This window comes from Modicisalibacter sp. 'Wilcox' (assembly GCF_010993675.1).
Classification (GTDB): Bacteria; Pseudomonadota; Gammaproteobacteria; order Pseudomonadales; family Halomonadaceae; genus Modicisalibacter; species Modicisalibacter tunisiensis.
Window position 1 is genome coordinate 23,377 of sequence record NZ_WNXF01000001.1, and the last position, 14,724, is coordinate 38,100.

Below are 14,724 nucleotides of genomic sequence, written 5' to 3' on the forward strand. Positions count from 1 at the left end.
TTCCTGTTGCTTATATCAGTCGAACCGCACGGAGCAGCTTCCAATACCCGCCAGCGTCATCCGCAAATTGTCACCCGCATTGACCGGCACCATGGCGGACAATGCGCCGGACAAAATGACTTCACCGGCCTTCAGCGACATTCCCAGCTGGCCAAGGGTGTTGGCCAACCAGGCAACCGCAATCGCCGGGGACCCCATGGAGGCTGCACCTGCCCCCGTACCCACGATCCGGCCGTTTTTTTCCAGCACCATACCGGTTGTGAACAGGTCCAGATTACGGGGGTCCACCAGGCGATCCCCGAGTACAAACACGCCACACGACGCGTTATCCGCGACCGTGTCCTGAATCCGGATCTTCCAGTCGCGAATTCGTGAATCGACAATCTCAAAACACGCCATCACACCTTCGGTGGCCCTAAGCACATCAGCGACGGTGACACCGGGGCCGTTCAGATCCCGCTTCAGGACAAAGGCGATTTCACCTTCCGCTTTCGGTTGGATCAGGGATTTCATGGCAATCGACTCGCCCTGGTTGATCACCATGCGGTCCGTCAGCTGGCCAAAATCGGGTTGGTTCACACCCAGCATGTCCATGACAGCCTGACTGGTAACGCCTATTTTTTTTCCAATAACTTGCTCACCTAGCGCCAACCTCTTAGCAAGAAATAGTTTCTGTATTTGATATGCATCTTGGACGGTTAGCTCAGGATATCGATCCGTAATACTCTGTATCGGCGTAGAGCTCTGGTACGCAGAAAAAAGTTCCTTTGCAATTCTGTCACCGTCACTCTCACTAGAACACATATTTATTTCTCACCCCCCATTTCCTCGCCTGAAGAAATTCGATTTTAAATCGGCGCCTTCAATAACTGCATCAATACGAATCCGAATTATTATTAACGCTTGCATTAAAGGCACCCGATTCTATCTACCCACAAAATTCAGCACACTACTCGTTGATCTCATTAAAGAAGTCAACTACGAGACGGTTGAATCGATCTGTATGTTCAATTTGTGTCCAATGCCCACAGCGACCGAAAACATGTAACTGCGCACGATCTATAACTTCAGCCAAGTGCAAGCTGCTGGATAACGGGACAACCCGATCCTCTCTTCCATGAATAATCAATGTCTCATTGGAGAGACTTTTAAGCTCTTCATCAGAGCTGGCTAACGAGTCTACCCACTGCTGGCGCGGGGCAGGGAACATGCTTGCGAATGATTCCTGAACTCCAGGGCGAATACTTGCTTTATATCGCACCTCTGCTAATTCATCGCTCACCAGGGAACGGTCATAAGCGAAGAGATCGAGAAGCTTACGCATATTCTCTATAGACGGTTGGTAACCCCAGACTGCATCCAGGCCCTCTGTGAGCTTGAAGTTAGTGCCAGCTGCGCCCATCAGGACCAAACGACCCACTCGCTCCGGATACCTCAGAGCGGTAGCAATCGCGAGCCCCCCCCCAAAAGAATTACCTACGATGTGAGCCTTTTGAATATCCAAAGCGTCCATAACACCGATGATGTGCTGGACCCAATTATCCAGGGAAAACTCATAGCCCTCAGGTTGTTCGGTATAGCCAAATCCAACCATATCGGGCGCAATAACACGATAGAACTGGCTTAGATATGGAATATTAGGGCGCCAATTAGCGTAGGCAGTCACACCCGGTCCAGAGCCGTGAACCAGTATTACCGGGTATCCTTCTCCAACGTCGTGGTAATTGGTTTGGATACCTGCCGCTACAACGCTCTTACCGATTTCAGGGTTCGTCATCTCTCATTCCTCATTTTTCGAAATATTGGGTCACTAGGTTTCAGAAGGCGCACATAGATTCTTACAACCGCTATCCCAAAGAAGATATATGCAACTCGATCGGGAGTATCTCGAGTAAATTACATACACTATCGATAGAACCTCCTTGTTCTTATCCAAGCCGAGGGAAATTTAAAATCTATAAGTGTAAGCCAAACCAAAACTATCTTGGGAATGCTTAACCTTTATTGGGTCAGAAGTGTTAGGCAGCCTAGAGTTCTCCATCGTCTCTTCAAAGGAGTGGGTCCAGGCAAAGTCCACTTTACTTGCCTTTGACCATTGATAAGAAAACCCCAGAGACCCGAAAGTATTAGGAATAGCAGGAATAACCGCAAGTAATGTATCTGAGCGTAGCGCCTGAGTCGCAAATCTGGCACCGCCTCGCAGCGTCCACTTTCCCGTCATATAGGCAGCACCTAGCGAAAGCGCTGTTTGATCTTTATAATTCTGCGGCAGGAGAATATCGATATTTTGGCCAGTATCCGCCTCAAAAGCAACATCGATATCTTCCATTGCATCCTCCCAGAAGATCCGGGAGAGGTCAGCCGCCAGCAACCACTGGCTACCAACCTGGTGGCTTATCCCCAGATTCAATTGCGCGGGTGTTTGAAAATCGCGGATTTTAACCGTTCCAGGTAGCGCGATTTGTCCGGCAACAGCATCGACCGCAGTCAGAACGCCATCCCCTTTCATGTCCTCGATATGGCTCTTCATGGAATAAGCAACCCCTATTCGGGTGTCCGGGCTGTACTTGTAGATCATACCCACTCGCCCCCCAAACCCCCAGGCATCTACACCGCTTGCAACCGGATGGTTTCTTGAAAAGCTGAGATGCGCGCCACGAAAGTCAGGCAAACCTCCGAGCACAGGTACAAGAGTCCCACTCACACGACCAGACCCCATAAGCGAGCCTACCTGGTCCGCCCCCAACAACGTTTCAAGGTTCAGGCCTTGCCACAGGGCATCCACGCTGGCCCCTACTATAAGCTGGTCATTAACCTCATAGCTGGCAGCAAACGGGATATTCATGGTAAGCAGCCGACTGGAAGACTCGAGCCCCGTATCAAGCCCCCCGGTGGCGCGGGAGAGAAAACCGTCATTACCGTACTCTGTCCCTACCCCACCTTGAGGAAAGGCACCAAGACCAAGCGCCAGGGAGCCATTGCGATAGGTATAGGCCAGCTGCGGCGCAGCATATGGGCCTCGGTTTTTTGAGTGATCTCTGGAGGAGGAGACCTCCCCAGTGGCTAGGTCTTTAACCGAGATGTCAGCAATTACAACATCGAAACCCACATGAATCTCAGAACCCTGCTCCATCAAAGAGAGAGTCGCGGGGTTTGTCATCATGCCTGCTGCGCCCACATCATAAGCAGTTGCAGCTCCGCCCATCGCCGTGGAAATTGGACCATGCCCAACAAATCTGAATACGTCGCTGACCGCCAAGGCATTTCCGGCGGGAATCATCAAGCCAGCTATAACAGATGTTATTTTTATTTTTTCCTTCATTTTTATTTCACCTCTGTTGATTCCCGTTAGTAGAAGCTGTTATTTTCTTCGTACCGATTTATGCCCCCACATGGCAGTTCGGTTGTGTCTTGTCACCACCCAGGAACAATCATCGACGTCACGAGCACCCCAGCCAAATTCAAGTTCAAACCCGGATGGTGTTTCAGCATAAAATGAGACCATGTGGTCGTTAACGTGACGTCCGATCGTCGCAGTGATCATGCTAGATGTATTGTTGTCACTTTCCTCTGCCTGAAGGTTAGAGTCGGTTAATTTGTCTGACGAACCATCGAGTCGGTCGTAGGCATAACCTACATCATCAAGCGTCAAGGCTTGCAGCAAGAAATGGTGAACCCTCTTGGGTAACGGAGCCTCGGCGATAGCCAGGGTGTGGTGGCGACCATTGCAATGAAGGAAATAACCTCGCACAGTAATATCCGGGCCTATCGCGATGTCGATTACGTCGGATAACTGAAAGCCTAACAGTTCCGTGTAAAACGACAGGCCTTTCTCGATATCTGGAACCGCATAGAAATAATGTCCCAACCCCTGCTCTCCGGTAACGAATCCACTGACACCTGTAGGAGAGATAAAAGGCTGTTCAAATAACTCTGTGGCCCCATAGTAAAGCTCCAGAGACAGGCCAAATGGATCTTTAAATGAGATCAATTCCATCACGCCACGTTTTTCTGCCAGTTCAGTGTCGCCCGTCTTGACCTGGACCCCGGCTTCACGTAGCCGTTCCGTCATTAACTTCAACGCCTTTTGATTGGCCACTTCATAGCCCGCCAATTCAAGATCGTCAGCCTCGCCTTTTTCAACCGCGAATCGCCAGCTCCTTGAATCCATGCGATATAAAGCCTTCTCATCGGAGCCATCCACCTCCATCAATCCCACCTTCTTGGTAAGATAGGAACGCCACGCCGGTACATCACTTACAGAGAACCCCATGTAGCCCAGGCTTTTAATACCCATTTTATATCTCCTTATTCGATATTTAGCTTATCCAAGAGGTCTTCACCCCCGGCCACAGAAAAGAGTCCGCGGACACCCATGCCACCGTCGTAGTTTAACAGTGCACCCGTAGCCGGGGCGGAATCTCCTCTTGTGGCGAAAAACACATAGGCCCCTGTGTACTCGTCAACATCGGGCATACGACCGATTGGCAGTACGCTTTTCAGCATCTCGCCCAACGAGATTTCAGATATGGACTTCTCGCTCATTCCCAATGAACCTGGCCCTGACAGGCTTGTATTCATTCCGCCAACGCCAATACCATTAACACGTACATAAGGAGCCAGTTCGTATGCAAGTTCACGCACCAAGCCAACGACTGCATGTTTTGTTGCCGTATAGAGAGGTCCACCGCCGTTGGGATAAAAGCCGGCATTTGAAATCGTACATATAATGCTGCCACGGCTGGCAACGAGAGCCGGCAAGCAAGCCTTTGCAGCGAGAATATAGCCCTTTACATTTATCTGAAACACCTCATCAAACGCTTTGTCGACATTATCATCCGGCAAATCGACAAGGGGCATGTTGTAATCCCATATTCCCGCATTGGGTATCAACACATCGATTTTTCCAAACGTGTCGACACATTGCGTGACCGCTCGCTTCAGATCTTCCAATGAGCGCACGTCACCGGCAATCGATACCACTGCTTTACCGTGTTCTTGCTCCAGCTGGCGAACTCGATCCGGAGACTTATCGAAAACAGCGACCTTGGCACCTTCCTTGACAAATCTATTTACCAAGGCACGGCCCAATCCAGATGCACCCCCGGTGATAAAGACTACTTCATCTTGTAATTTCATAAATAAGTTGCCCAAATGGAAATCGTGTAGACCTTCAAAATTAATGTCGCTAGATGTCCCTATGCCTTAGCCTTCAAAAAGTCCCTCAGACTGAATTGAGGATCAGCCAACTCTGGCATGGAAACAGGAACACCTCGCGTCACCAGACGGGTTGCCACTGAAAAATCGCGTGGTGCATCAATGGCTATGACCGCTTCCACGCGGCCATCCAGAAGCCTGAACAGTACTCGGGAATCATGCTGCCCTCCGTTATCGCGCTCAACAATTTCGCCTGGGCCGTTAATATCACCTGCCATCTGGATTCTGTGCCCTGCAATTTCAGTCCAGGAGGTTGGGGTCTGCGGCGAAGGCTGTGGCTTGCCCAACATAGCAACGGCGGCCGCTTCTGCCTCTGCTTGGCTGTTCAGGTATGTCTCAAGTGAGCGCCGCTCACCCGACCTCAGTGGCCAGGCAGCCACATCCCCTGCCGCGAATACTCTGGGATCTGAACTTTTTCCAGTGGCATCGACCAGTACACCACCACCCGGTTGGCACTCAATACCGGCTGCGCGAGCGAGATCATCGGCCGGCTCCGCCCCAATGCTTACCAGGACGGTGTCAGCTTCTATTCGTCGACCATCAGTGCACACAACCGCACGCACGTGCTCGTCGCCTTCGAAACGCAAGGCATGCGCACTTCGTTCGACCTGAACGCCAATACGTTCCAATTCGTTACGACACCACTCGCCGGTATCACGGCCCAGAACACGTAACAGGAGTTCGTCCCCACATTCCAGAATGGTGACGCTGGTATCAAGACCAATAGCGGTGGTTGCCACTTCACACCCGATCAGACCGCCACCAACGATCACCAGGGACTTGGCCGATGCCAGTGAATCCTTCAACAGGTTTGTATCTTCAAGTGTTCGCAATGTATGAACACCTGGCAGATTGCCGCCCTCTGCCTGGATGCGCCTTGCACGTGACCCTGTCGCCAGAAGCACATAGTCGTAGGGAATGTGGCCACCGGACTGCAAACGAACCTGCCGGTTTGTGACATCAATTTCAGTCACCCGCTCTGCAAGATGAAGCGTTATGTTAGCTGACTTACACCAGTCAGGCTCCAGGATCGCCGCGGGCTCATCCACCTTTCCCGCAAGAAGCTCCTTGGACAAACACGGTCGATCATAGGCAACACAGGGTTCTTCTCCTATTAGGTGAATCGTCCCCTGATACCCTTCAGTTCGCAGACAGCGAGCCGCAGTTACCCCGGCAAGCCCGGCGCCAATAATAACAATTGATTTACTCATGGCGCATAATACCCGGTGTCAAAATCAACGAGGACATCATCGCCCTCGATTTTTAACGGAAACATTTTGAGCGGATCACATGGAGGTGCCGCTTTTACCTTGCCCGTGCGTACACAGAACTTACCCATATGCAGAGAGCATTCGACGATGTCTCCTTCGAGGTAACCCCCTTCAGATAAGGACCAATCTCCGTGAGTACATCTATCCTGTGTCGCGAACAGCTCACCATCGACGTTGAAAATTGCGATAGCTCCCTCGCTACCTTCAACCTTCAGGGCCTCACCAACCGGAATGTCAGATACGTTACATACTACGGAGAATGTCATTATTTCGTTGTCTCCTAACACTTGATTTGGTTCGCTACTCAACTTTTAGGCAGGAATTGATCAGGTTCACTTATAAAGCTTTCTCCATATATGAGAGCTTTATAAGTGAACGACAAGAGCTTTGTACCAATCAGAAAAACTGGCTGAGATTATTAGCAGTAATCGTGCTCTGATCGAGTAATATGGTTCGCTGGGAAATCTTGAACCCGAGTCCATTGGTCACACGGTGCAAAATATCTCTGCGCTCACCAACATATATGTCCGTCATACGCTCCAGCCGGTTTCTGTAACAAAGGAACGCGGAACTAACCTCCAACACGGCAGAATCCTCTGTTTGACGGACGATCACGTTATTGACAATGTGTCGGCTGCGGGAAGGCGGATCCTCGGTCCAGTTTAGGCCTGACAGTCTCCCACGAATTCTTGCCCGTAAGCTCTCATAGTCTTCGTCAAAGTGGGCGTTACCTCCCGGGGGAATGTACTCCAGGGCCTTATCCCGGGAGATATGGCTGGTTCGAATCGGCATCCAGTACCGAACGTCTTCGGTCATCAAAGCCAGCCAGTCCTCGTATTTCTGATAATCAAGCAACTGGGCCTCGCGGTAATAGAATTGTTCCACGGCGTGTTGAAGCTCATGATCAATGGGCTTCAGTGGCCATTCGATCGGTTTAGTAAGATCACTAGATGTCATTTTTTATTCCTTCTATCTACATTAGGTGCTGACATAAGATTGAGCGTTTAAGCAAAGCCAACTCCAGACCTAGGACCAATGCCTTTGGAATTCGGCCAGATTAATAGCCACCAAGACTGAGTTGATCTTGTTTCGCCGGCTCAGCCACCTTTCGCATTCCCCAGCCGCAGTAGACACAGGGAATGCGATTACTTTCTTCGATGTTCTCAATCGCTCATGGCCGCAGCGTTTCCCAGCTTGGCTCGGACATCATGCGAGCCCAGTGATGGTACATTCCGCGCGCGGCTTCCTCGCTATAGACGTAGCTGGTCTTTCCAGGAAATTCTGGATTGTTTTTATTCGGGACACCGGCACCCATCTGAGCACAGAGGGGTTGACTTCTCGCCTTATGACCCCGCAACCCTCGTTGAACCTCTACCCAGTTTTCGCCGTCGTCCTGCTCATAGGTTCCACCCTGGTTGAAGGTGAAAATGTTCTTCCTGCGATACTCTTCCTTAATTTCCTCCGGTGCATCGGCATCCACTACAATGAAGGACCATACCTCGACCTCATGGGGTCCGCGCGGATGCCAGGTACGGACTGTATTGATTCCCGGGAGAAACGAACACGTCGGGAAAATTGTCATGTGCTGTGCGACCATTCGGTCAGCGGGGAGCTTTTGCCCCAAACGGCTCTGAGCGCGCTCAGCGGCAGGCCCTTTGGTCCAGTAATCAACCACCTTAGGCCCCATAATGGCTTGAAGGAGCGCGAAATCATCATTGAACCAACCGGTTCCGTGCCCGCCCCATTTGGCTCGAAACTGATTCCCGGTTGACGGCAGTTTCACCTGAGACAGATCCACGTCGGGCGGGAGGCTGGACAGCACGCCCGCCAGATGCGACATCGTGCCTGCGTGGTACATATCACTGCAGAACTGCTCGGCGGCAAATTTCCAGTTGCATGGAATTACCGTTTTTTGCATGCCACTAATAACCTCGGTACCCGCCTCGGTCCGATCGAGCATCACATCCATATACGGCGTTGCGTCACTCAAATAGGTGAGCAGATCCGGGGCCTCTTCATCCCAGTTGGCGAAAATCAAACCTTTATAGGTATCCACACGCGCTTGCAGCGGACCCCAATCGGCCTTGTCGAACCCACAGTCACCCTCTTTCTTGTCACAAAAGGCTTCTTTCTCGAAGGGGACGTTGACTAGATTTCCGGCGGTATCGTAGGCCCAGCCGTGATATGTACAGGTGAATGATTTTGCGTTTCCGAAATCCGAACGCTCAATTCGCATACCACGATGCCGACACTGGTTCAGGAAGACCTTGATGCTCCCATCTTTCTGCCGAACGACGATGACAGGATCTTCAGCCATATAGGTTGTGATATAGTCGCCCGCCTTGGGAATATGCCCCTCGTGCCCAAGAAGCAGCCAGGAACGAGCAAAGACTCTCTCAAGCTCAATTTCATACAGGTCCTGATCTGAATAAATACGGGGATCAATCAGCCCTATCTCCTGATCCACTAGATTTTTGATTTCTTCATTAGACCATTTTTTCACCCATTTTATGGGCGTTTCGGTTACTTCACTGTTGTTCATTATTGAGCTCCTATGCTTTGTCTTCTCTCAAGATGCTCCAACGAAAGCATCTACCCTACCTGAATCCGTGAACCCGGCACCAAAAAACGCTCCTAACCCGCTGACCTGCATGTCCGAATATCTAAACAAACAATATAGACTGTTTTGTGCGTTTGTCTTTACTACGATAGTTGGAGATAATCCTGAATCCGTGAACCCGGCACCAAAAAACGCTCCTAACCTGCTGACCTGCATGGTAATATCGTCAAATCAGCCCTTCACCCGTAGCGTACCATGCCCAACATCCAGTTCCGCGCCAGTGGTCGTACCCTCACCAGCCATGCCGGCCTCTCGATCATCGGCCAGTGCGTCGAGATGGCCGGTATCGACAGCCTCGACAGTCGCTTCCCCATCTCGCAAGGAGTGCGTAACAGTGACATCGTCAAGGCCTATCTGGGGCTGCTGTGTCTGGGCATGAGTGACTTCGATGCCATCGAGAACTTCCGTCAGGACAAATCGTTCAAGCACTTGCTCAACCTGCACAAGGTGCCCAGCACGGCGACGCTGCGCCAACGCCTGGAGAAGCTCGCCACCCAAGGGCTTCAGGAGAGTACCGCGTCCTGGTCCACGACGCTGCTGTCGCTGGCCAAGGCACCGATCACCGCCGAGACGACACACGTCTGCCTGGACATCGACACCTTCGTCATGGACAACAGCAACTCCAAGAAGGAAGGCGTCTCGCGGACCTACCAGAAGGTCGATGGCTACACCCCGATCGCCGCTTATCTGGGCAATGAAGGCTGGTGTCTGGGCCTGGAACTGCGTCCCGGCAAGCAGCACACCATGAAGGAGAGCAACGCCTTCCTGGAGCGGGTGCTGCCCCGCGCCCAGGGCCTGACCGAACAGCCCCTCCTGCTGCGTGAGGACAGCGGCTTCGACAGCCAGGCGCATCTGGCGCTGCTTGAACAGCAACGCCGGGCCTGCGCCGAGGACGGGCGCGTGCTGGACTATCTCGTCAAGTGGAACCCGCGCCGCTCGGCCAAGGAAGACCTGGCCACCTGGCTGGCCGTGGCCGGGGACTACTGGGAGGAGCTGCGCCCGGGTAAGCGCCAGGCGCTGTGGACGCAGACCGTCTCAATCCGCGATGACGACAAGGTCGAATACGTCGTCAAGCGTGTGATGCGCCTGGTCGAGCGCACCGCCGATCGCGATGGCCAGCTGCTGATCGAACCGGACTATGAACTGGAAGGCTGGTGGACCAGCCTGGACGAGGCACCGCAGGCGGTGATCCAGCGCTACCAGGCGCATGCCACTCACGAGCAGTTCCACAGCGAGCCCGCGTCAGGTCGCGCACCGCCTCCTGCTCCGGCGTGGGGACCCATACCGGCGTCAGCTCACCGGAACGCGATAGACGTGCCAACATTTTCCTGATTACGCATTAAACTCAACCACGCTGGAGGATTTGCCACCTAAACGCCTACGATTCAAGCTCATGCGGAGAAAAACCCACATCGTGAATTTTGACCCAGACCGGCACCTCCAATGCAGTGATGATCATATATTTTTGAAAATTAAGGATTTTTCGATGGCTTTCGTAGCACAGCTGAGCGTCGTACGTAATCAGGAAAGCTTATAGCTTACAGCTCCGGGCGTAGCCCGGGATTACTGCGTATCGCGGATCACGTCGGTGCCCGCGGGGATCGCGAAGGTAAAGCGGCTGTCGTCCAGCGGCTCGTTCATGCGCACGTTGTCGAACTCGATGGCGGTACGCTGCCCGGTGCTGTCGGTCATCTGCAGCAGGTCCAGCGCCTCGCCACGGAAGGTCATCTGCAGCTCCTCGAAGAGGGTATCGGGGGCCTTGGGTACCAGGGTGAAGGTCTCGCTGCTGCCCTGCTGGCGACGGGTGACGTCGTAGCTGCCGGTCAGCTCGTCGGCGCTGCCGGAGAGCAGCAGGGCCGGGGTATGGGTCACCCGCTGGTCCAGCGCCTGCACCGTGGCCTGTTCCAGGTCCGGGTCATAGAGGGTGACCTCCTCGCCCGCGGAGATCACCAGCTGCTCGTAGGGGGCATCCACCTCCCAGCGGAACTTGCCGGGACGCGACAGCCACATCCGCCCCTTGGCTTCCTGCAGGCGGTTGCCGCTGCTGTCGAGGATCTGCTGGTCGAAGTCGGCGACGTAGCTGTCCAGCGGCTCGAGCAGCGTCGCCAGCCGGTCCGCCGCCCGCGAATCGGCGCTGGCCGCCAGCGGCGCCAGCAACAGCAGCAGGCCGACCGTCATCAGTGTCTTGAACCCTTTCATGCCATCTCCTTGGTAATGATGGACCCGGGTGGCTCGCACCCGTGTGTCTCATGGACCGCAGCGCGGCCGCCGGGGTTCAATCCCCCACCGGCGGCGGCGCCAGTACCTCGCGGCTGCCATTGGTGCCCATCGACGACACCACGCCGGCGGCCTCCATGGCCTCGACCAGTCGCGCGGCGCGGTTGTAGCCGATCTTGAAACGCCGCTGCACGGCGGAGATCGAGGCCCGGCGCGACTCGGTGACGAACATCACCGCCTCGTCGTAGAGCGCGTCCTGCTCGGCATCGTCGCCGTCGCCGCCACCCTCGGCCTCCAGGCCGGTCAGGGCATCGGCGGAGACGCCGCCGGACAGGATCTCCTCGATGTACTCCGGCTCGCCGCGACGCTTCCAGTCCTCGACCACCCGGTGCACCTCGTCGTCGTCGACGAAGGCACCATGGACGCGGGTCGGCATGCCGGCGCCGGCCGGCAGGTAGAGCATGTCGCCGTGGCCGAGCAGGGCCTCCGCGCCGCCCTGATCGAGGATGGTCCGCGAATCGACCTTGGACGAGACCTGGAAGGCCATCCGCGTGGGTATGTTGGCCTTGATCAGGCCGGTGACCACATCCACCGACGGCCGCTGGGTGGCGAGAATCAGGTGGATGCCCGCCGCACGCGCCTTCTGGGCCAGCCGCGCGATCAGCTCCTCGACCTTCTTGCCGACGATCATGAACATGTCGGCGAACTCGTCGATCACCACCACGATGTAGGGCAGCTTCTCGAGTACCGGCGGCTGTTCGTGCATCTGCCAGGGCTGCGGCTCCCACAGCGGGTCGGCGACCTGGGCGCCGGCGCGCTCGGCCTCGTCGAGCTTGGCGTTGAAACCGGCGATGTTGCGCACCCCCATCGCCGCCATCAGCTTGTAGCGGCGTTCCATCTCCGCCACGCACCAGCGCAGACCGTTGGCGGCCTCCTTCATATCGGTGACCACCGGCGCCAGCAGGTGCGGGATGCCGTCGTAGACCGACAGCTCCAGCATCTTGGGGTCGACCATGATCATCCGCACGTCCTCGGGGGTCGCCTTGAGCAGCATCGAGATCAGCATGCCGTTGACGCCGACGGACTTGCCCGAGCCGGTGGTACCGGCGACCAGCAGGTGCGGCATCTTGCCGAGGTTGGCGACCACCGGGGCGCCGCCGATGTCGTGCCCCAGCGCCAGGGTCAGCGGCGAGGCGGCCTGCTGGTAGGCGTCGGAGTCGATCACCTCGCGCAGCCGGATCATCGCCCGGTTGGGGTTGGGAATCTCGATGCCCACGGTGGGCCGCCCCGGGATCACCTCGACCACGCGCACGCTCTTGACCATCAGCGAGCGCGCCAGGTCCTTGGCCAGGTTGCTGATCTTGGAGACCTTCACCCCGGCCGCCGGCTTGATCTCGAAGCGCGTGATCACCGGCCCCGGCCAGGTCTCGACCACCTCGGCCTTGACGCCGTACTCGCGCAGGCGCGTCTCGAGCAGCTCGGCCATGTCGGCCAGCTGCTCCGGGGTGTAGTTGGGCTGGTGCGGATCGGGCGGCGTAAGCAGGCGCAGCGACGGGAAGTCGCCGTCCGGCTCGGGCAGGTCATCCAGCACCGGGCGCTGGTTCTGCAGATGCTCGACCGTCCACAGCGCCGGGCCACCCGGGTCGCGGGCCGCTTCCCGGGCCTGCTCCGCGCCGGCGATGCGCGGCTCGCCGACATCGGACACCTCCCTCTCGGGTTCGCGTGCCGTGGGAGGCGGCACCGACGCCTCGGCCTGTCGGTCGGGTGGGGTGTCGTCATGTGCCTCCGCGTGTGCGGCGGGCCTGTGATCGGCGCGGACGGCGGGCTCACGAGCAGCCGGCGCCTCAGGCGGCGTGGCAGGCTCGGGCTCGGCCGGCGCCGGGCGTTCATCGCGCGTCGGCGTCTCGGCTGGCGGCACCGGCGAGTGCGCGCTGGCGGTCGATTCGTTCTTCGGCGCCGCTTCGGTACGGTCGCGAGCCGACGTTGCCGGTGGCTCATCCCGGAGCGGCCGCGACAGGCTGGCGGGGATGATCGGCTCGTCGTCGGGCAGCACCGGTTCCGGCGGGGCATTGTCCTGGCGCGCCGGGGTGGCAGCCGCCGCCTCCAGGTTGATCGACGGCTCGCGGCGCCGCGTCTCCAGCGACGGCTCGGGGCGGGCCGCCGGCTCGTCGTCTATCTGGCGTGCGGGGGGCTCGGGCCTCGACTCTTGCAGATCAGCCGCCTGCCGTGCCGACGACTCGGGCCTCGACTCCTGCGCATCGGCCGTTTGCCGTGGTGAGGAGGCCGCCCCGGCGTCGCGGGAAGACTCGAGGGCGCTCGATGAGGCCGGCGCGTCGGTCGTAGAGGCCGCGCCCGCGTGTTTGGCCGAGGGCGTGCGCTCGGGGACATCCCAGGGAATCTCGGTGCTGGTGTCTTCGCGGGCGCGTTCGCGGGAGGCCGTCTGCGGGGGCCCGTCGGGCTCGGCCGGGGCTCCGCCGATGTCGCCCAGGTTGGGCTCCTGGCGCGGTCCGCCGGCCAGCGCCGGCTCCTCGCGCCGCCGCTGCCACCACCGGCGAGTGGGCTCGGCGTCGGCCGCCGCGTCCTCCTCCGGCCCGGACATCGAGGCATCCTCTGCCTCGCCGGCCGCATCGCTCTCGCGGCGACGGGGCAGCGCCTCGCGCGCCAGGCCGAACTGGCCACTCAGCCACTGCAGGCCGCGATGAAAGCGCAGCCCCAGTTCGTCCATGACCGTCAGCCACGACAGCCCGGAGAACAGCGGGAAGCCGGCCAGGAAGGCGACCAGCGCGACCAGCGTGGCCCCGCGCCGCCCCACCGTGGGCGTCAGGGCACCGGAGAGCCCTTCGCCGAGGATGCCGCCGGCCTGATAGGGCAGGTCGCTGTGCGGGTTGTAGAAATGCAGCGCCCCGAGGCTGGTGGTGGCCATGACCAGCAGCACCAGCCCGCCGGCCCGCACCGCCAGCGCCGTGGCATCCCACTCCAGGCGCACCTCGCGACGGCGCATCAGGCGCCAGGCGGCGAAGCCCAGCATCCCGGGCCACCACAGGGCGCTGGCCCCGAACAGCGAATAGAGCACGTCGGACAGCCAGGCACCGAAGGCCCCCATCCAGTTGCTCACCGCCTGCTCCGGCCCGCTGTGCGACCAGCCGGGATCCACGGGGGAATAGCTGAACAGGGCCAGCAGCAGAAAGATGCACGTCGCGAGCAGCACGATCACCGCGCCCTCCCGCGTCGCACCCTGCAACCGCAGGCCGAACCGACGCGCCCGTTCCCGGGCCTGGGCGGCGCTCTGGCGACGCCCTTCAGACGATGTCTTGCGCAAAAGGCCTTCTCCCTTTCCGTCCTCGGCAACGGCGAGCCCCGCGGGCGCCGCCCCGTTCCATGCCCGTCATCATACCGAGC

General features: G+C 57.4%; 11 protein-coding genes and 1 pseudogene. 1 reads left to right on the top strand and 11 read right to left on the bottom strand.

Going from position 1 to position 14,724, the window contains the following annotated elements:
* Positions 1–15: 15 nt before the first annotated feature.
* The 9 genes from dmpE to G7A98_RS00140 form a co-directional block, all read right to left on the bottom strand.
* A complete protein-coding gene (gene dmpE, locus G7A98_RS00100) occupies positions 16–804 on the bottom strand; it encodes a 2-oxopent-4-enoate hydratase (RefSeq protein ID WP_163647463.1) in 789 nt (262 codons plus the stop codon).
* A 145-nt stretch (positions 805–949) separates the two neighbouring features.
* Positions 950–1,777: an alpha/beta fold hydrolase gene (locus G7A98_RS00105; protein ID WP_163647464.1), complete on the bottom strand. Its 828-nt coding sequence runs from the start codon at positions 1,775–1,777 to the stop codon at positions 950–952.
* Between the two features lie 171 nt (positions 1,778–1,948).
* Positions 1,949–3,322 (bottom strand): outer membrane protein transport protein, encoded by a 1,374-nt coding sequence (locus tag G7A98_RS00110; RefSeq protein ID WP_163647465.1) that lies wholly within the window; start codon positions 3,320–3,322, stop codon positions 1,949–1,951.
* A 39-nt stretch (positions 3,323–3,361) separates the two neighbouring features.
* A complete protein-coding gene (gene bphC / locus G7A98_RS00115) occupies positions 3,362–4,297 on the bottom strand; it encodes a biphenyl-2,3-diol 1,2-dioxygenase (RefSeq protein WP_163647466.1) in 936 nt (311 codons plus the stop codon).
* 11 nt (positions 4,298–4,308) lie between these two features.
* A complete protein-coding gene (bphB, locus tag G7A98_RS00120; protein ID WP_163647467.1) occupies positions 4,309–5,139 on the bottom strand; it encodes a cis-2,3-dihydrobiphenyl-2,3-diol dehydrogenase in 831 nt (276 codons plus the stop codon).
* Positions 5,140–5,198: 59 nt separating this feature from the next.
* Positions 5,199–6,428 carry an FAD-dependent oxidoreductase gene (locus tag G7A98_RS00125; RefSeq protein WP_163647468.1) on the bottom strand — a complete coding sequence of 410 codons (1,230 nt, stop codon included), beginning with the start codon at positions 6,426–6,428 and terminating at the stop codon, positions 5,199–5,201.
* Complete coding sequence (locus G7A98_RS00130) at positions 6,425–6,754, bottom strand: bifunctional 3-phenylpropionate/cinnamic acid dioxygenase ferredoxin subunit (protein ID WP_163647469.1); 330 nt, start codon at positions 6,752–6,754, stop codon at positions 6,425–6,427. The genes G7A98_RS00125 and G7A98_RS00130 overlap by 4 nt, the downstream gene beginning before the upstream one ends.
* Positions 6,755–6,884: 130 nt before the next feature.
* Positions 6,885–7,445 carry a 3-phenylpropionate/cinnamic acid dioxygenase subunit beta gene (locus G7A98_RS00135; RefSeq protein WP_163647470.1) on the bottom strand — a complete coding sequence of 187 codons (561 nt, stop codon included), beginning with the start codon at positions 7,443–7,445 and terminating at the stop codon, positions 6,885–6,887.
* Positions 7,446–7,659: 214 nt separating this feature from the next.
* Positions 7,660–9,030: an SRPBCC family protein gene (locus G7A98_RS00140; RefSeq protein WP_163647471.1), complete on the bottom strand. Its 1,371-nt coding sequence runs from the start codon at positions 9,028–9,030 to the stop codon at positions 7,660–7,662.
* A 273-nt stretch (positions 9,031–9,303) separates the two neighbouring features.
* Here G7A98_RS00140 and G7A98_RS00145 point away from each other — a divergent pair.
* Positions 9,304–10,284: pseudogene (locus tag G7A98_RS00145) on the top strand (IS1380 family transposase); the annotation flags it as partial.
* A 387-nt stretch (positions 10,285–10,671) separates the two neighbouring features.
* Here the strand turns inward: G7A98_RS00145 and lolA are convergent.
* Both lolA and G7A98_RS00155 read right to left on the bottom strand, forming a co-directional pair.
* Positions 10,672–11,307, bottom strand: a complete 636-nt coding sequence (gene lolA, locus G7A98_RS00150) for an outer membrane lipoprotein chaperone LolA (protein WP_163647472.1) — start codon at positions 11,305–11,307, stop codon at positions 10,672–10,674.
* 76 nt (positions 11,308–11,383) lie between these two features.
* Positions 11,384–14,644, bottom strand: a complete 3,261-nt coding sequence (locus G7A98_RS00155; RefSeq protein WP_240464633.1) for a DNA translocase FtsK 4TM domain-containing protein — start codon at positions 14,642–14,644, stop codon at positions 11,384–11,386.
* Positions 14,645–14,724: the final 80 nt, after the last annotated feature.